Source organism: Shewanella sp. MF08487, from assembly GCF_050848685.1.
Lineage (GTDB): Bacteria > Pseudomonadota > Gammaproteobacteria > Enterobacterales > Shewanellaceae > Shewanella > Shewanella glacialipiscicola.
On the sequence record NZ_JBOZPB010000017.1, the window covers coordinates 48,356 to 66,850 of the forward strand.

Annotated in this window: 18 protein-coding genes; 10 read left to right on the top strand and 8 right to left on the bottom strand. The window is 44.0% G+C overall.

What is annotated here, in order from left to right; all coding sequences use genetic code 11:
• Positions 1-32 precede the first annotated feature (32 nt).
• Positions 33-1,004 (bottom strand): octaprenyl diphosphate synthase, encoded by a 972-nt coding sequence (gene ispB / locus ACRN9H_RS12620; protein WP_432314216.1) that lies wholly within the window; start codon positions 1,002-1,004, stop codon positions 33-35.
• Positions 1,005-1,275: 271 nt separating this feature from the next.
• On the opposite strand from ispB, the gene rplU reads away from it, so the two are divergent.
• The 5 genes from rplU (at position 1,276) to ACRN9H_RS12645 (ending at position 4,841) form a co-directional block, all read left to right on the top strand.
• Positions 1,276-1,587 carry a 50S ribosomal protein L21 gene (gene rplU / locus ACRN9H_RS12625; RefSeq protein ID WP_076500982.1) on the top strand — a complete coding sequence of 104 codons (312 nt, stop codon included), beginning with the start codon at positions 1,276-1,278 and terminating at the stop codon, positions 1,585-1,587.
• A gap of 15 nt (positions 1,588-1,602) precedes the next feature.
• Positions 1,603-1,857, top strand: coding sequence for a 50S ribosomal protein L27 (rpmA, locus tag ACRN9H_RS12630; protein ID WP_006080527.1), 255 nt, complete (start codon positions 1,603-1,605; stop codon positions 1,855-1,857).
• 215 nt (positions 1,858-2,072) lie between these two features.
• Entirely contained in the window at positions 2,073-3,242 is a 1,170-nt protein-coding gene (gene cgtA, locus ACRN9H_RS12635) for an Obg family GTPase CgtA (RefSeq protein ID WP_432314131.1), read from the top strand.
• 481 nt (positions 3,243-3,723) lie between these two features.
• Positions 3,724-4,206, top strand: coding sequence for a type 3 dihydrofolate reductase (folA, locus tag ACRN9H_RS12640; protein ID WP_432314133.1), 483 nt, complete (start codon positions 3,724-3,726; stop codon positions 4,204-4,206).
• Positions 4,207-4,427: 221 nt separating this feature from the next.
• Positions 4,428-4,841 (top strand): DUF3718 domain-containing protein, encoded by a 414-nt coding sequence (locus ACRN9H_RS12645; RefSeq protein WP_432314135.1) that lies wholly within the window; start codon positions 4,428-4,430, stop codon positions 4,839-4,841.
• 170 nt (positions 4,842-5,011) lie between these two features.
• On the opposite strand, the gene ACRN9H_RS12650 is transcribed toward ACRN9H_RS12645, so the two are convergent.
• The 7 genes from ACRN9H_RS12650 to lptD form a co-directional block, all read right to left on the bottom strand.
• Positions 5,012-7,033 (bottom strand): methyl-accepting chemotaxis protein, encoded by a 2,022-nt coding sequence (locus tag ACRN9H_RS12650; RefSeq protein ID WP_432314137.1) that lies wholly within the window; start codon positions 7,031-7,033, stop codon positions 5,012-5,014.
• Positions 7,034-7,126: 93 nt separating this feature from the next.
• Complete coding sequence (locus ACRN9H_RS12655; RefSeq protein WP_432314139.1) at positions 7,127-7,951, bottom strand: symmetrical bis(5'-nucleosyl)-tetraphosphatase; 825 nt, start codon at positions 7,949-7,951, stop codon at positions 7,127-7,129.
• 20 nt (positions 7,952-7,971) lie between these two features.
• Positions 7,972-8,352: a Co2+/Mg2+ efflux protein ApaG gene (apaG, locus tag ACRN9H_RS12660; protein WP_432314141.1), complete on the bottom strand. Its 381-nt coding sequence runs from the start codon at positions 8,350-8,352 to the stop codon at positions 7,972-7,974.
• A 48-nt stretch (positions 8,353-8,400) separates the two neighbouring features.
• Positions 8,401-9,207 carry a 16S rRNA (adenine(1518)-N(6)/adenine(1519)-N(6))-dimethyltransferase RsmA gene (gene rsmA, locus ACRN9H_RS12665; protein ID WP_076500968.1) on the bottom strand — a complete coding sequence of 269 codons (807 nt, stop codon included), beginning with the start codon at positions 9,205-9,207 and terminating at the stop codon, positions 8,401-8,403.
• A 14-nt stretch (positions 9,208-9,221) separates the two neighbouring features.
• Positions 9,222-10,208, bottom strand: coding sequence for a 4-hydroxythreonine-4-phosphate dehydrogenase PdxA (pdxA, locus tag ACRN9H_RS12670; protein WP_432314143.1), 987 nt, complete (start codon positions 10,206-10,208; stop codon positions 9,222-9,224).
• Positions 10,209-10,214: 6 nt separating this feature from the next.
• Positions 10,215-11,519 (bottom strand): peptidylprolyl isomerase SurA, encoded by a 1,305-nt coding sequence (surA, locus tag ACRN9H_RS12675; protein WP_220774521.1) that lies wholly within the window; start codon positions 11,517-11,519, stop codon positions 10,215-10,217.
• A gap of 242 nt (positions 11,520-11,761) precedes the next feature.
• Positions 11,762-14,059 carry an LPS assembly protein LptD gene (gene lptD / locus ACRN9H_RS12680; protein ID WP_432314145.1) on the bottom strand — a complete coding sequence of 766 codons (2,298 nt, stop codon included), beginning with the start codon at positions 14,057-14,059 and terminating at the stop codon, positions 11,762-11,764.
• A 159-nt stretch (positions 14,060-14,218) separates the two neighbouring features.
• Between lptD and ACRN9H_RS12685 the strand changes: the two genes are divergently transcribed.
• The 5 genes from ACRN9H_RS12685 to ACRN9H_RS12705 all read left to right on the top strand — a co-directional run bounded on the left by ACRN9H_RS12685 (position 14,219) and on the right by ACRN9H_RS12705 (position 18,466).
• Complete coding sequence (locus tag ACRN9H_RS12685; protein ID WP_432314147.1) at positions 14,219-15,262, top strand: aminoglycoside phosphotransferase family protein; 1,044 nt, start codon at positions 14,219-14,221, stop codon at positions 15,260-15,262.
• Complete coding sequence (murU, locus tag ACRN9H_RS12690; RefSeq protein ID WP_432314148.1) at positions 15,259-15,942, top strand: N-acetylmuramate alpha-1-phosphate uridylyltransferase MurU; 684 nt, start codon at positions 15,259-15,261, stop codon at positions 15,940-15,942. Before ACRN9H_RS12685 ends, murU begins: the two co-directional genes overlap by 4 nt.
• A gap of 66 nt (positions 15,943-16,008) precedes the next feature.
• A complete protein-coding gene (gene djlA / locus ACRN9H_RS12695) occupies positions 16,009-16,797 on the top strand; it encodes a co-chaperone DjlA (protein ID WP_432314150.1) in 789 nt (262 codons plus the stop codon).
• Between the two features lie 40 nt (positions 16,798-16,837).
• Positions 16,838-17,470, top strand: a complete 633-nt coding sequence (locus ACRN9H_RS12700; protein ID WP_432314152.1) for an outer membrane beta-barrel protein — start codon at positions 16,838-16,840, stop codon at positions 17,468-17,470.
• A 42-nt stretch (positions 17,471-17,512) separates the two neighbouring features.
• Entirely contained in the window at positions 17,513-18,466 is a 954-nt protein-coding gene (locus ACRN9H_RS12705) for a D-2-hydroxyacid dehydrogenase (RefSeq protein ID WP_432314154.1), read from the top strand.
• The last annotated feature ends 29 nt before the right edge of the window (positions 18,467-18,495 follow it).

Genomic DNA, 18,495 nt, shown 5'->3' on the forward strand with positions numbered 1-18,495 from the left:
TATTGGGCGATAAAGACTACATTAGCGAATAATTAGTGATTACGGTCGACCGAGATTTTAGCGAGTGTAACTAAAGCTTGCTTGTAGTCGCTCTCTGGCAGAATAGACAGTGCCGCAATGGCTTTTTCTGACTCTTCAATCGCTTTTTGCTGGGTATAGTTTAAAGCGCCGCAATGGTGCAATGCTGCAACTATTTTATCTATAGCTTGTGTGCCATCACCTTGTTCTATTGCTTGACGTATGAGCTGTTTCTCTTCGTCTGTACCATGGGCAATGGCATAGATGAGCGGCAGAGTGGGTTTACCTTCAGCAAGGTCATCACCTATGTTCTTGCCTAGATCGTCACTGTCAGCGGTATAGTCGAGTAAATCGTCCGTGAGCTGAAAGGCTGTACCAAGATATTTACCATAGTTACCTAGTGCCGTTTCTTGCTCTGGCGTTGCATCTGCTAAGACCGCAGCGAGTAAAGTTGCCGCTTCAAATAACTTGGCTGTTTTGCAATAGATGACCCGCATATAACTTTCTTCAGTTGTGTCTGGATCGTTGCAATTCATCAATTGCAATACTTCACCTTCAGCCAGTACGTTGGTTGTATCAGCCAGCACTCTAAGCACTCTCATGTTATCGAGTTCAGTCATCATTTGAAACGAGCGCGTGTAAAGGAAGTCACCGACCAGTACGCTGGCGCTATTGCCAAACAGTGCGTTGGCGGTTTCGCGCCCCCGGCGTAATGTTGATTCATCAACTACATCATCGTGCAGTAATGATGCTGTATGGATAAACTCAATAATCGCCGCAAGCTTAAGATGTGCTTCACCTTCATAACTCACCGCACGTGCGGCTAATACCGATAGCAGAGGACGAAGACGTTTACCACCACCATTGATAATGTAAAATCCTAATTGATTAATTAGGGCGACATCTGATTCAAGCTGTTTATATATCAGCTGATTGACTGCTTGCATATCAGTGTCAGCCAGTTGACGAATAGCGTTTAAATCCATAATAGACTCTGGTTGTGGGGTCATGCGTATCGGCCCCTGTTTAGGCTCACGTATTATAATTAAATGAATTTTACCTAAAATTTTGACATATGACAGCACTAGCTCAACTAATGTGAGAGTTAATCCGGTCTTTTTTTATTCTTTCCTAATTAGGGGTTGCCAGAGTGAGGTTCTTCGCGTAAACTCCGCGCCCATTGTCAATAAAGTTTTTTATAGCACCCTGCCTCATCCAAGAATGAGCCCGCGTGTTAGGAATTGGAGTAAAATAGCTATGTACGCTGTTTTTCAAAGTGGTGGTAAACAACACCGTGTAGCCCCAGGCCACACTGTTCGTTTAGAAAAGTTAGAAGTTGAAACTGGTTCTACTATCGAGTTTGATCAAGTTCTTTTGATCGCTGATGGCGAAACAGTTCATGTTGGTGCTCCTTTAGTTGCTGGCGGTAAAGTCATTGCTGAAGTTGTAAGTCACGGTCGTGGTGATAAAGTTACTATCATCAAGTTCCGTCGTCGTAAGCATCACGACAAGAAGATGGGCCACCGTCAGTGGTTCACTGAAGTTAAAATTACTGCTATCAACGCATAAATAGGAGTCTAACTCATGGCACATAAAAAAGCTGGCGGTTCTACTCGTAACGGCCGCGATTCAGAAAGTAAACGTCTAGGTGTTAAGCGCTTTGGCGGTGAATCAGTTCTAGCTGGTAACATTATCGTTCGTCAACGTGGTACTAAATTCCACGCTGGTGTAAACGTAGGTATTGGTCGTGACCATACTTTGTTTGCTCTGACTGACGGTAAAGTTAAATTCGAAGTTAAAGGCGCTAATAACCGTAAGTTTATTAGCATCGAAGCTTAATTTTCGAATCTAGCCTATACTGTTAAAGCCCCGCCATTGGTGGGGCTTTCTGTTTTTTGTGCTTCTATTTACACCGTGTAAATGGCTGTTTTGGGTAATCAATTACCAAAAAACCGCATTGACAGGTAAGATTGGGAGCAAAGTATCTCGAGTTTTTTGGCGACCAATGAAGTTAGACAGTATAATTGCTTCATTCAGTGGTGCCAGGAGTAAGTATGAAGTTTGTCGATGAGGCAGTAATTAGGGTCGAAGCAGGCGACGGCGGTAGCGGTTGTGTTAGCTTTAGGCGCGAAAAGTATGTACCTGATGGTGGTCCTGATGGTGGTGATGGTGGTGATGGCGGCAGTGTTTTTTTGCAGGCTGATGAAAACTTCAACACCTTGATCGAGTTCCGTTTTGAACGTTTTCACATGGCTGAACGTGGCGAGAATGGTCGTGGCCGTGATTGTACCGGTCATAGCGGTAAAGATTTGATCTTAAAAGTTCCTGTCGGTACGCGCGCGGTTGACCATGATACTGAAGAAGTGCTTGGGGATCTTACTACCCATGGCCAAAAGCTATTGGTTGCCAAAGGTGGTTTCCATGGTTTAGGTAACACCCGTTTTAAGAGCAGTACTAACCGTGCTCCACGTCAAAAGACATTAGGAACACCAGGTGAAGTTCGTAGCCTTAAATTAGAGTTGTTACTGTTGGCTGACGTGGGTTTGCTAGGCATGCCTAACGCGGGTAAGTCGACATTTATTCGTGCCGTTTCCCGTGCAACACCTAAAGTGGCTGACTATCCGTTTACTACTCTTGTGCCAAACTTAGGCGTAGTAAATCCTCGTCCAGGTCAAAGCTTTGTGATTGCCGATATTCCTGGCTTGATTGAAGGCGCTGCCGATGGTGCGGGTTTAGGTATTCGCTTCTTAAAGCATCTTGAGCGTTGTCGTATTTTGCTACACATTATCGATATTGAGCCTATTGACGGAACCGATCCGGTTGAGTCTGCGCGCGCAATCGTGGGTGAGCTTGAAAAATACTCACCAAAATTAGCGGGTAAGCCACGCTGGTTAGTCTTTAACAAAACCGATCTACTGCTTGAAGAAGATCTGCAAGAAAAAGTTGATCGTATCGTTAAAGAAATGAACTGGGAAGGCGATGTCTACACGGTTTCTGCCTATAATCGTCATGGTACCAGTGAGTTAGCATTAAAACTGCTTGATTACATTGCGAGCCTACCACCTGAAGACAATAACGTCGATCCTGATAGCGAAGTCGAATTCAAGTGGGATAATTATCATCAAGCTAATATTGATTCATTGAATGAAGATTATGTCGATGAAGATGATGATGACGACTTTGATGATGACGACTACGATGTAGAAGTTATTTACCAAAGATAATGTGATTGCATGAATTGCGCGAGTTATGTGTAACGCTGATACTTAAAGTGATATGACTCGCCATGTTGTACGTGCTGTACAACGCTTGTTAACCTAGGCGCCAGCTGATTTAGTTAAAAATCAACTGGCGCCTAGTTTAGATTTTAAATCTCACCAGTTTAAATTGTTCTATCATTTTTAATCTCTTCGCATTAACCGCCTTATTTCCTCGTTTGTGTATCACTACCCGATTTTGTATGGGTAAGTATGCGATTAACCTCAGCATTATTTTTTATCCTAAACTTTTATGACTTTAAAGCCGTTATTGCTTTAGTACAATTGATTATTCAGCTTAAAATTAGCCTAGAGTGTGTGCTTATTACGATTTATCGCTTATAAGCCGCCTTTATTTTAAGCTGATTGGTGTTGAACTCAGCCACATAAGCAGCATTTTAGGGAGCTGTTTTATCATTTAATGATTTGTCTACATAAAGGAGTAAACATGCGTATTGCTATGATAGCCGCGATGGCAAACAATCGAGTTATCGGGAAAAATAATAAAATGCCATGGCATCTGCCAGAGGATTTACGCCACTTTAAGGCTATCACCCTAGGTAAGCCAGTCGTTATGGGGCGTAAGACCTTTGAGTCTATCGGTAGACCGCTTCCTGGCCGACATAACATCGTCATTTCACGGCAAACAGATCTTGTCATCACAGGGGTAACCTGTGTTACGTCCTTTGATGCCGCTAAAGATATTGTTGGTGATTGCGAAGAACTCGTCATCATTGGCGGCGGTCAGCTTTATGCCGAGTTATTACCTTACGCGGATACTCTATATTTAACGCAAATTAATCTTGAAGTTGAAGGAGATACTTTTTTCCCAGTGTGGGATGACGGTTCTTGGCATGAAATAGCGTCTTTATCGGGTAAAAGTACGGAAGGATTGGAATATCGCTTTATCACCTTAAGTAAAAGGTGTTAAATTAATGGCTGTGTTGTGTACCCTGAGTGTATGCGGTGTAGCTTAATCGGATGTGTTTTATCCTATTGGACATATAGTTAACCTAGAAAAAGGGATCGTTTTGTCTTGTTATCTTAGATGTTGAACGAGAACTAAAACCAAAAGATTGGCATTATTTAGATAATAGATGCAGCCCATACAATATTAATTATAAAAAATAAGAAAGTATTGAGGAGTATCGGATGCGTCTAATACCTGTAGCATTAGCTGCATTAATTGGATTTAGTTATATTTCTGTACCTACAGCTGCCGTTGCAGCTGAAGATCCATTAATTGCGAGTATTTGCGATTATGTAAAAGCGAACGATAAAAATCGCCTACGTAAAAAGTTAAAAGAAAGCCGCGTTAAATTACGTCAAATTTACAGTAGTATCAGCTGCGATGGGGCGAGTTTGTTAAGGACTGCCTATAGCGTAAATGCTGACGATGCGGGTGAGTTCGTTGCTAAACGTTTGTCAGTTAATGAATTGAGTGTAGCCGAAGCTGATGGGGTGACAATTTTTGCTTGGGCTGAAGCCAATGGTCATGGTGCTAGCCCAATTACTGCTGCAGTTAAAGAGCGTTTAGGCGCTGCAGCTGGTGGCGAAGAAGAGTAGCAGGCTGAGCCATTATTTACTGGCGTAACAGCTTAAAAAAAATGCCGAACTTTAGTTCGGCATTTTTATATTTAAACTCAGTGCGATACGGTATGTTGAGTAAAAAACCATCGGCAGTTTGACTGTTATCGAAAGCCACTTAGCGAGTCTCGATTGCGTTTAAAGCGCGATTAGAGCCTAAACTCACCGACTGAAGCTTGCAGTTCTTCGGCTAATTTAGCAACTTGGTGACTAGATTGAGCGGTTTGATCTGCGCCGATAGCAGTTTCTTCTGAAATAGCCGCAATATGCTCAAGTTTCTCAGATACCTGTTGGCTCACTAAGTTTTGTTCCTGCGCTGCATGGGCGATGTGAGTACCCGAATCATAGGCCCTGTGGACTGATTTACTGATGGTTTCCAGTGCAATGTTTGTTTGCTCTGTTTTCTCGACACAGGCATTGGCTTGCGCGCGGCCTATATCCATTGCAACGACGGCTTGTTCTGCGCCCAGTTGTAGCACTTCAATCATTTGTTGGATTTCTCTTGTTGATGCTTGAGTACGAGAGGCTAGATTACGAACCTCATCGGCAACAACCGCAAAACCGCGGCCTTGCTCACCCGCGCGAGCGGCTTCAATGGCGGCATTGAGTGCGAGTAGGTTAGTCTGCTCAGCAATACTGCGGATCACATCTAAGATAGAGCTAATGGATGCGCTATCTGATTGCACTTTGTTGATCACTAGACCTGCTTTGGCGACTTCATCGGCTAATGCCAAAATAGTCAGTTTGTTCTCCTCGGCAATGATGCGCATATGCTGCGTTTCTTGGTCAGCCTGTTTAATTTGCTCAAGGGCTTCATCTGCACTTAACGTGACTTGCTGAGCACTGGAGCTCAGTTCCGTTGTGGCTGCGGCGACTTGGTCAACTTGGCTTTTTTGCTCTTGAATGCCTGACGTGGTCTGGGCTGTAATAGCTGAAGTTTGCTCGGCCGCTGCAGCAAGTTGGTTTGAGCGATCTAAAATACCAATAATCAAACTACGCAGACTGTCGACAAGGCGATTACAATTCTTCGCAAGTTCAGCAAATTCATCGTGCCCAGAATCATCGAGTTTGTGAGTTAGGTTGCCCGAAGCTAAAACGTTAAGTGCATGGTTTACCTGGCTTAGTGAGCGTTTTAGCGGGTTGACGACAGCAAAGCTGACTATGACAGCGACAACAATAGCAATCAACACGACTAGAGTTGTTTGCATGCTGGCTGAGTCGATGTTATCGATAGTATCTCGGCTCATATTTGCTGCAATAAGTTCGATATTATTGCTGACATCATCCATATTGGCATTGATAACGGTGACATCTTTTTCAATAACGCTGAGTTTTGCTATGGATTCTTTAGCGTTACTGAGTTGGCTCGATTTCACTTGCAGCATAGATTGCGGCCCAGTGACGAGCGTTAATACTTTTTCAATATCCTTGGTCACTGAACTTAAAGTCTCTGCTGCGATAATGCCTTGACCGTGGCGATTGACATAATCCAGTTTGTTCTTGGTCTCGCTAAGAATATAGTCAAGTTCTTTAGAAATCAGTTCGTGCTTGCTGTCTTCTTCGTTACTCACCAAGTCTGCGATAGTAGTGATAATATTGCCCAGACTGGTGTCTATGGCGCTTGCCGATGCCGCAATACTCTGTAAATCAGGGTTGTCACTGCTTTCTAAATCAACAATGTCGAGCAATTCTGATGATGCATCATCGGCTGCATTTTCGAGTTTTTTCTTCAGATCGATTAACAGTTCTTGCTTGCTTAAAGCCGCTTCTCGTTCGGCAAACATTGCCAGACTGTCGCGTTCAAAGGTAGAAAAACTGCTATTCAATTGGGTAGTTAAAGAGCCAAAGTTGGGGTGATTTTTTAATAATTGAGAAAGCTTAGCTATTTCATCTTTAAAGCGAGAGGTGTGACTGTCGAACACTGCGCGGATACTTGGGATCGTTGTCGCTTTTGGGGCGTGGTAGGCAATGAGGATCTGTTTTTGTTGTTCACTCAATGTCTCACTTAAATGATTGGTCGATTTAAGCGCGGGCAAGCTTAACTCTTGCATCATAGCCGAACTTTCTTTGAGGCTATTGTTGGTGAGATAAGACGTGAATCCTAGCAGCACGAGTAACAGTATAACAATACCAAATCCGCCAATTACTCTGGTGGCTACATTAAACTTCATAGGATTCTCCGATTTTTATTATATTTTTCCAAATGAAAGCAGGACTATATTCAGGGACAGTACAAGGGGTTATCGACGTTAACTCACTTTAGTTTAACTCTTTTTTAACTTCTTTTGGGTAATTATTTGGTCTTTTTCGAGGTGCCATAGGGTTAAATGTTCACCCCAGCAACATCCGGTATCTAAAGCCTTTAGCTTATTGTCGCTGACCCTGCCCATCAGTGCAGCCCAATGTCCAAATACTAGGGTATGACTCTCACGCAAAGGTGAGGGGAAATTAAACCAAGGCCGTAATTGAGGATTGGTACACTTTTCTGGTGGCTGCTTACAATCAAAATTAAATCGGCCATCAAGATAGAGGTAACGCATGCGTGTTAATGCATTGATACAATAACGTAATCTGGTTATACCTGTCGCAGTAGCATCCCACTGATCCGCTGTATCAGAGTACATTTGGCTTATTAATGCCTCTAAATAGTCATTCTGTTGTAATGCCTCACTGACTAACGCGGTTTCTTGCCTTAATACGCCTAATGACCATTGTGGCGGTATACCCGCATGGCTCATGATGATCTTATGCTCAGGTAACTCACGCATAAGTGGCTGCTGCCTAATCCAATCAATGGAGGCTTCAATATCGGGAGATTGCAGAATTTCAGTTAGGTTATCACTGGGTTTAGCCCGTTTAAGCTTACCGTGTAATGCTAATAAATGTAGATCGTGATTACCTAATACTGTTTTAGCAGCATCGCCTAAAGAACGGAAAAAGCGCAGAGTGGCTAAGGAATCAGGACCGCGTGCAACAAGATCGCCTACGGCCCAGAGTTCATCGCGGGAGGGATTAAAATCGACTTTAGCGAGTATTCTTTGTAACTCAGTAAAACAACCTTGAATATCACCAACAAAATAATGTGCCACAGCAACCCTTCCTTAATATATCAGTGAAGTAACCCTGGCGTTGTTAAGCGGAAGGGACGGATCGTTGCCTGAAAACGTTCACCCGATTCGCTGACCATACCATAAGTGCCGTGCATTATGCCTAGTGGAGTATCGAGCACTGTGCCGCTGGTGTATTGATAGGCTGTATTAGGCGCTATGGTGGGTGTTTCACCGACGACACCAGCACCTTGGACCTCACTAATATTGCCGTTGGCATCAGTGATTATCCAGTGGCGAGTTTCTAGCTTTGCCGCTTTATCACCTAAATTAATGATCGTGATGGTATAGCTGAATAGGTATTTTTCATCCTCGGGCGAGGATTGCTGCTCTATATACTCAGTTTTGACTTCGACCCTAATGGAGGTGTCCAATGCGCTCATTGTGGTTCCTAAGCTTTGGTCTAAGGGCACCTAAGTGCCAAGACGGGTTTATGCTTGCTTGTCACATACCATGTTAGCCATTGCTACATATTGCTGAACACTGATTTGCTCAGGGCGTTGACTTGAATCTATGCCTAATTGTTCAAATTCAGCATCAGATAGCATGTGTTTTAAGTTATTTCGCAATGTTTTACGGCGCATGTTGAAGGCCGTAGTGCAGAGGTGGCGAAGCACTTTTACGTCTTTACAAGGGAACGGCTTTACGGCGTAGGGTAACAAACGGACTACCGCAGAATCGACTTTTGGTGCTGGAGTAAAGCTGTGGGGCGGCACTTCAAGAACCGGAACCACTTGGCAGAAGTATTGCGCCATTACAGTTAAACGGCCATAGGCTTTACAGCCTGGGCTTGCTGATAAACGCAGCACCACTTCTTTTTGTAACATAAAATGCATTGTTTCAATCTGTTCCGCAAACTCAAACAGATGGAACATTAGCGGCGTTGAAATGTTGTAAGGTAAGTTACCGAACACTTTCATTTTTTTTCCTGGCACACTCAATTGACCAAAATCAAACTGTAATGCATCACCTTGATGGATGGTCAGTTTATCTTTAAGTATTGGGTGCTGATGCAAGCGCTCAACCAGATCGCGGTCAAGTTCAACAACCGTCAGATTATCAATAGCATCTGCAACGGGTTCAGTTAAGGCGCCAAGACCTGGACCGATTTCTACCATCACATGATGATTATCGGGGGAAATTGCGCCCACAATGCGATCAATCACATTGCTGTCGGTAAGGAAGTTTTGTCCAAAACGCTTTCTGGCCGTGTGGCCTAAATGTACTTTGCTGCTCATTAATAATGTAATCGTTAGTTCTTTGAGGATAACTCAATGGCTTTATTCAGAGCACAAACAAAACTGCCAATATCGGCTTTGCCTGTACCCGCGAGATCGAGCGCCGTACCGTGGTCAACCGAGGTACGAATATAAGGCAAACCTAAGGTAATGTTTACCGATTTGCCAAATCCTTGTGACTTGAGAACGGGAAGTCCTTGGTCATGGTACATGGCCAAGACGACATCAGCATCCTGTAAATATTTAGGTTGGAATAGGGTATCTGCCGGTAATGGGCCGACAATATGCATCTGGAACTCTTCTCGCAACTCGTTGAGTGCAGGAATAATTACGTCGATTTCTTCACGCCCTAAATGACCGTCTTCACCTGCATGTGGATTGAGGCCACAAACATAAATCTTCGGTGAAACTATGCCAAATTTGCTAATGAGATCGGCATGCAAAATCTTGATAATATGCTGTAGGCGCTGACGCGTTATCGCTTTTGCAACATAGGCCAGTGGGATGTGCGTGGTCACGAGTGCCACTTGCAATCCCGGCGTTGCTAGCATCATTACCACATCGGGGCAATTTGCTTGATGGGCAAAAAATTCAGTATGGCCGCTAAAGGAAATCCCCGCTTGATTAATAATCCCTTTGTGTACCGGACCTGTCACTACGGCATCAAACTCGCCGCTCATATTTTTCTCACCGGCATAACGCAGGGTTTCAATCACATAGCTACTATTTTGCTCATCGAGCTGACCACAAACTACATCACTGACTAACTTGAATGGCGCAATCGTTAAGGTGCTTGCTTTTTGCGGTTTAGGCGGTTGATTTGGCTGGTAAGGACGAAAGGTCACTTGCAAACCAAGTTGTTTGGCACGGTTTGTTAATAATTCAGGATCTGCACAAACGACTAACTCAGCAGGCCAAGCCTGCTGAGCGAGTTGTACGACTAAATCGGGGCCTATACCAGCGGGTTCGCCAGGGGTAATGGCAATGCGTTTAGTGCTCAATTAGAATTAACCTCGGTTGGTCTCTGGCTGGAAGATTTCAATGTATGCGTCTGAACGCATTTCGTCTAGCCAGTTTTGTAATTCTTCGTTAAATTTACGACGGAATATTAACTGATGCGCACGATTACTATTGAACTGATCGGTCGCGTCGGTTTTTCTGCGTTCTTCTAACTGGGTAATGTGCCAACCGTGAGTGGTACGGAATGGTTCACTGATTTGCTCTGGTTTTAAGCTATTGAGTGTTTGAGCAAACTCTGGCACATAAATGCTGGGTTCTGCCCAACCTAGCTCACCACCTTTAGTGGCTGAACCTGGATCTTCAGAATACTGACGCGCAAGATCTTCAAATTTAGCTTCGCCTGAACGGATTTGCTTAACGAATTGCTCAAGCATAGCTTTAGCACGGTCTTCAGACAGAATTGGCGATGGCTTAAGCAGAATGTGACGTGCTCTTACTTCTTCAATTTCTTTTGTTTGCAGACCACGGGCATCCATAATTTTGATGATATGGAAACCAGCACCACTTTTGATTGGGCCGAAAATATCGCCGGTTTTTGCGCCATTAATGACTTCGGCGAATAGGGTCGGCATTTCGTTGATGTTCATGTAATCCCAAATACCGCCTTCTAGAGCTTTTGGGCCTGAAGATGAAGCAATAGCAGTACTGCGGAAATCCTCACCCTTTTTCAAACGCTCCAATACAATATTGGCGCGTTTACTGGAGGCTTCTAATTGCTCGCTGGTTGGATCATTGGGGACATCAATCAAGATGTGACCAATTTGGTATTCCACATCTTTGATACCTTGCTCTTGGATGAGCTTAACTAAACTGGTAATTTCCTGTGGAGATACCTGAATACGGCGTTGTACTTGAATACGCTGAATTTCACCTAAGGTAATTTCTTCACGTAATTGTTCACGATATTGGCTAAAGCTTAATCCTTCGCTTTCAATTTTCTGTTGCATTTGAGCGACAGATATTTTTTGCTCACGGGCAATGTTTTCAATCGCCTGGTCTAGCTGTAAATCGCCAATGTTCAGGCCAATACGAGCAGCCATTTGGAGCTGCAAACGTGTCAGAATTAAGCGTTCAATAACCTGAGTGCGCAGGGCGCTGTCAGAAGGTAACGATTGATTCGCAGCTTTAGCATTGGCTTTTACTGTGTCAATCATGTTGATGATTTCACTTTCTAGCACTATGCCGTCGTTAATTTGGACCGCAACACGGTCAAGTGGCTCTGGTGCTGCCAATGTAGATTGGCTCATAGCGAGTGCAAATAAAGCAAAAATTAGATGTTTACTGGGTTTCATCCACAAAATCCTTGGCACGTTCTAAGGTCAGGTTCGACGGCTTAATTAAATTAATCTTACCATTTATATCGAAATTACAGCGAGTTACCTTAATGTAATTTTTGGGCGATGCATTTGAGTGCCAAGCTAACCTTTAATATCTGCTTTTGTCAGCGTTAACAAAAGGCACATCATAAAGCACTCATTAACCTGTTTGGACTCTCAGTCCTTGTTGAGGTTCAGCAATCTATCACAATTCTTTACTAATTCCTCAGATAAAGCGGTTTTCTATAGTTAAACAAGCCGTCATCCAGCATATCGGATACGCCTAATGGGCCAGAACCACCGAGTCCTTTAATGACTAAATTCAAGTAAAATCCGCTGTCAAATTGTTCACGACTGTCGATAGCCGCTGAGCCTATGTTGTCATCGTAATTGGTTTTAATACGGTAGTGATAACTAAATCGCAATGCGTAACAGCATGATTCATATTGAATACCAGTATAGGTTTCTATACTGCGGTCTTCATTCAAGTCGTAATACCAGTTACCGACAAAATAAAAGTTGTCAGTAATTGGCCAAGCTCCACGCACGCCAGCTTGGGAAATATTAACCGTATCATTAGTATTTGAGTTCAATAAATCGGGTACGTAGCGATAACTCAATTGCAGTAGTTTGTTCACTTCAGGCCTGAAGTCTAAGGTGACTTCGGTTTTTTTATTTTCGCTAGTATTAGTATCGTATTGAATCGCGGCGCCCATATACCAATCCCGCGCTAAACGAGTATCTAATTCTGCGGCGAGTACTGATGTTGATTGGTTTGATTCAAAAATACTATCTTCGTAACCGACTTTACTGTCTTGAAGATAAAAAATTTGGCCTAGGCTAAATTTAGTGACTTCTTGATTGTGATCGTCTAACAAACGCGTAGTTATACCCAAAGTCGCTTGATTTGCATCAGAAATACGATCGAGCCCTGAAAAACGACGATCACGGAACAGACCAAAGTAGTCGTCCTGTAATTGGGCGGTATCATAAATGCCGATACCACGTTGATCTTCGTAGCCGACATAAAGATATTGAAATTGAGGTTCAAGTGTTTGGCGATAGTTCTCATCGAATAACTCAGTAAAACGTTCGAAGTTAATCTGACCATTAATGCGTACCTGAGGCAGTGTACGGCTTACCGTATCATCAATAACCCTGTTTGGATCTACATTTTGCTGCCAATAGTTAGTTTGCATCAGCTTAACTTGGCTGGTGAGCGAACCTGAAGGCCCATGAATCGGTAGGGTAACGCTTGGTGACATATGTAAACGTGTCGCCGTATTGATGTTGTTGTCTTGATGGGCAAAATTCGTTAGCTCTGAATTAAAGCCAAAATCTAAGCTATTCCAAAAATCGTCGGCACGATAATTAAGGTTGACCTGCGGCATCACCTGATAAGGCTTTTCGTCTTCACCGAGCACTTTAATATCTTGTACTCGAGTGCTGAGATCCCAGTTTCTTTCAAAGTAACTAATTTCGCCAATCCGTGATAACTGGTTATCTGTTGCACGGTTAACATCTGAATTTAAGTCATTGAAGTAATTGTTATCTGAGACATCAGTAAAATTAGCCAATACACGCCAATTTTTATCAATAGCCCCCTGATGTTGCCAGTTATATAGGTAACGATTAGGGTTGCCACTGATGAGTTCGTCATCGCCTAAATACTCTAAATTTAAGCGTCCATTTTGACGATCACCCGCTAAATAGCGAAACTCAGTCTTAGTGAATAAACCACGGTTAGACATATAACTCGGGGTAAAGGTTAAATCATATTCTGGCGCAATATTCCAGTAATAAGGCACCGAGAACTCAACGCCATTGGTGGTGCTGGTACTAAAGCTGGGGTAGAGAAAACCCGATTTTCGTTTATCTGAAACGGGAATGGTCATATAAGGAATGTAGAATACGGGTACGCCGTGAATTCTTAATTTAGCATTCCAAATTTCGCCCCATTCTTCTTCACTGTTGATTTTGATTTTTTCAGCTTCAAGCAACCAAGACACATTGTCTGGCGGACAAGTTGTAAAGTTGGTATTGGTCAAAATTAAATTGTTATTGAGGGTAATTTGCAGTTTTTCAGCATCGCCGTGCACTTGTTGGCCATGTAGCCAATATTGCGCCCCTTGTAACGTGGCGCGATTCGATCGCATTTGTGCTTGTAAAGATTCGGCGGTGACGGTGAAATTACTGTCTTGAAAGACTAAATTACCATTGGCATCAAACTGTTCGGTCGCTTGGTCTAAAATCGCTTCATCAGCGGCTATATGTCTATCGCCTTGGCTAAAAAGTACATCTCCACTGAAAATGGCTTGTTTGCCCATTTCGGCATTAGTGTTATCAGACGTGATACGAATTTTACTCAGCTCGGCAGCGGTCATCCCCTGAGTTTGAGATACGATACGGGGTACTGGCGGTTCGATTAAGCATTGAGATGCTGAAGCGGTTGGAGAGTCGTCTGCCAGGACTAATTGCGGTAACAGGCTCAAGGCCAGAAAGTAACGGATCTGCATCTTTAGGTCAGTAATTATGATTTCTTAGTCTGGACAAGTATCGATGGGGAAAGTTGCAATGTACATATGCAACATCGTTAAATAAATCTCTCGATTTCTTAGCTGTTTCCAAATTATATGCCAGCTATAATAAAGCAATTTTTCTTTAAGAGCCATGAAATGACTTTATCCGATCCGAGATTTCTTTCCTTAAATCAGTGGCTGAAGGCTTATTTTTCCGATGAAGTGACACCTGTGTTGATTTCCGGTGATGCGAGCTTCAGACGTTACTTTAGAATATTTACCCCTGATGCCAGCTTTATCGCAGCAGATTCACCACCGGATCTTGTGCCTATCGGACCGTTTATTTCTTTGTCCAATGCTTATGCCGCAGTGGGATTGACAGTTCCAAAAGTGATCCATGCTGATACGGCACAAGGTTTTATGTTGATGACAGATTTAGGCGATACCCAGCTGTTATCTGTGCTTAATGCACAAAATGTGGGGCAGTATTATCGTCAGGCGCTCGATTTACTGCCGCAAATCGCCTCAGTAGTAGAGAGCCAAGAAGTTAATAGCGGTCTAATTCACGCATTACCGTACTACAATGAAGCCTTTGTTCGCCGTGAATTGCATATTTTTACTGAGTGGTTGTTAGGCACCCACCTTAGTCTGTCTTTAAGCGATGATGAGCAACAATTGCTAAATCAGAGCTTTGATTACCTTGTCGCCAATGCACTATCCCAGCCTAGCGTGGGAATGCATCGGGATTTTCACAGTCGTAATTTAATGCTGCAAGCAGGCGAGTTGTGCGTTATTGACTTCCAAGATGCTGTTGTTGGCCCAGTGACTTATGACGCTGTATCGCTGCTGCGTGACTGTTATATTCGTTGGCCACAGGCACTTGTCACCGATTTGATGCAGTATCATTATCAGCAAGCCCTAGCCCATGCATTTATTCCGCTAGAGACTGGCTTTGACCAATATCAAACTTGGTTTGACCTTATGGGCTTGCAACGCCACATCAAGGCTGTGGGGATTTTTGCGAGATTAAATTATCGTGATAGTAAACCCGCTTATATGGCCGATATTCCGCTAGCCTTAACCTATGTTGTTGATATTGCAATGAAGTATTCTGAGTTAGCACCATTGGCACTGTGGTTGACTCGCCGAGTGCTACCAGCGTTTGCATCGACTGAGCCTTTAACTGAGGTTAAGTCATGAGAGCAATGATTTTGGCGGCAGGACGCGGTGAACGCTTACGGCCATTAACTGACACTTTGCCTAAACCTATGGTGCCAGTATTGGGTAAACCGTTGATTGTTTACCATATTGAAAAACTCGCCGCGTTAGGCATAGTCGATATCGTTATAAACTATGCTTGGCTTGGGCATAAGCTAGTCGAAGCCTTAGGCGATGGCAGTCATTTGGGTGTACGAATTCAATATAGTGCTGAGGAGCATGCGCTCGAAACGGGCGGCGGCATCAAACAAGCTTTGCCTTTATTATGTGAGGGTGGAAGTAATGAACCCTTTTTAGTGATTAATGGTGATGTGTTTATTGATGCTTTGCCACCAATCACGCCGCTTGCCAAGGGGATGCTGGCCCACCTCTGGCTGGTGCCTAATCCGCAGCAGCATCCGCAGGGCGACTTTGCTTTGAGTGGTGATCGAGTGAATGAGCTGGGCGATAAAAAATATACGTTTTCGGGTATGGGCATATATCATCCCAGATTCTTTAACGACTCGCCAGCGGGGGCTTTTGCTTTGGCGCCCTTGTTGAAAGCACAAATGGCGGAGGGCCGCGTGACCGGTGCTTTGTTTGACGGACTTTGGTGCGATGTGGGCACTATTCCACGTTTACAGGCGCTTGAGTTAACATTGCAAACTAACATGTCAATCTAGATGCGTAGCGTATTTTGTCTCAATTGCGCGGGCATATTTAACACATTATAAATATCAGGATATAAGATGCGGCTTTGGGGTAAGTTTTTTGGGTTTGTTATTGGCTTTATGTTCGGTCGTATCTTTGGTGCATTATTGGGTTTATGGCTCGGTCATCTCTACGATAAACGTGCGTCTTCAGGCGTAGGATTTCGAGAAATACTGGGTCAAGCTAAGAATCGTCAGGCGATCTTCTTCAATACCACGTTTGCCGTGATGGGCCATGTGGCTAAAGCGTCAGGGCACGTGACCGAAACCGATATTCGTATCGCGACGTTATTGATGGACCAAATGCGTTTAACCGGTGAGGCGCGTAAAGAAGCGCAACAGGCATTTCGTGAGGGCAAATCAGCTGATTTTGACTTACGTAGCAGCTTACAAGCTTTCCGAGCGATTACCATGGGACGCAAAGAGCTCGTGCAGATGTTTATTGAAATCCAGATCCAAACGGCGTTGTCCGATGGTGAACTGGATGCCGCTGAACACGCCATCTTGATGACGATTGCACAAGAGTTAGGTTATGGTCGCTCGCAGTTGGATGCTTTACTTCAACGCTGGCAGGCTGAGTTTCGTTTTAATCAAACATCTAATGGCAATAAGACCTCGGTCACCGATGCCTATAGTTTGTTGGGTATTACCGACGAAGCCAGTGATCAAGATGTTAAACGGGCTTACCGTAAGTTGATGAACGAACATCATCCCGATAAGTTAGTGGCTAAAGGTTTGCCACCGGAAATGATGGAGCTGGCAAATCGTAAGGCTCAGGATATTCAAGCCGCCTATGATAGAGTCAAGTCTGAGCGTGGTATGCGTTAGATTTGGCTGAATTGGACATATAAAAGATAAGGAATTCTTTATGAAATCTATACATAACGCTTTACTTTTTACCGCTTTGTTACCGGTGGCAATGTTCGCGCAGGCTGACGTTTTCGTCGCACCTTTTGGTGGTTATAGTCTAGGTGGCGGTCAATTTGATGTGAGTCAAGTAGAGGTTAACACTGCGCAGACCAGTGGTAATGAAAGCGTGAAGATTGAAGAGTCTAGTCATTACGGTTTGATGCTGGGAGTGAACACCAAAGATCCTGGCAACATTTATTTGCTATATAGCCGTCAAGCCTCTGAGCTGAAAAGTAATGGCATGTTTACGCCAAATACCCTGACCTCATTAGACTTAGATTATATCCATTTAGGTGGCACCTTATATTTCCCCCAGGGCGATATGCAGCCCTATGTTACCGCCAGCGCTGGGGTCACACGTATGCAGCCTGACGATTGGTCAAACGAAACGCGTTTCTCTATGGGAATTGGCGGTGGGGTTGAATATAAAGTGACCTCAAACGTGGGCCTTTTTGCCGATATCCGCGGCTACGCAACGTTTATCAACAGTGATAGCGCGCTCTTTTGTGATGAAAACGAATGCCTATGGCACATCACTTCAGATGTGATGTGGCAAGCGCAGGCTAACCTTGGACTAAAAATGAGTTTTTAGTCCATCGCTTACCTGAATTAATCGTAAAGGAGATTTCGCGGCATGAAGATAGTAATACTCGATGGTGAAAGCTTAAATCCAGGCGATCTCAGTTGGCAATCCTTGGAAAAGTTGGGTGAGTTTACTTGTTTTGCACGCACGGCAAGTGATGACATTATAACGAGATCTCAAGGTGTCGAGATCATTCTAACCAATAAAACCCCGCTTAATGCTAAGACATTGGCGCAGCTGCCTGCACTGAAATATATCGGGGTATTGGCGACGGGTACTAATGTTGTCGACTTAGCTGCTGCTAAAGCGTGTGGCATAGTCGTAACCAATGTGCCGGCCTATGCTCCCGACGCTGTCGCGCAAATGGTGTTTGCCCATATTTTGCATCACACCCAAGCGGTAGCTGCTCATCATCAAGCCGTGGTCGATGGTCAATGGGTAAATAGTAAGGATTTTTGTTTTACCTTAATGCCGTTGCAATCTTTAAAAGGCAAGACTTTAGGCTTAATAGGTTATGGCGATATCGGTCAGCAGGTGGGAACGCTCGCTCTCGCATTCGGGATGAAAGTTCTTGTCAATACTCGTTCAATCATCAAGGATTTACCCCAAGGCGCGAGGTGGGTAGAGCGTGATACTGTACTTAGCGAATCCGATATTATTTCGCTGCATTGCCCGCTCAGCCCCGAAACTGAGCAGTTTATCAACCAACAAACCCTTGCGTTGATGAAGCCCAAAGCCTTGCTGATTAATACCGCGCGCGGTGGATTAATTGATGAGGCCGCGCTTGCCGCCGCGCTTATTCAAAATCGCTTATTTGCCGGTGTCGATGTGTTATCAACCGAGCCGCCCTGTGCGGATAATCCCTTATTGCATGCGCCCAATATCAGCATCAGCCCCCATAACGCATGGGCGACTAAAGAGGCTAGACAAAGTTTACTCGATATTGCCGTAGCAAATGTGAACGGTTTTTTAAAGGGGGAAGTGATTAACCGCGTAAATTTGTAACGTGATATGCGTCCTCTCTTTTTAAGCTC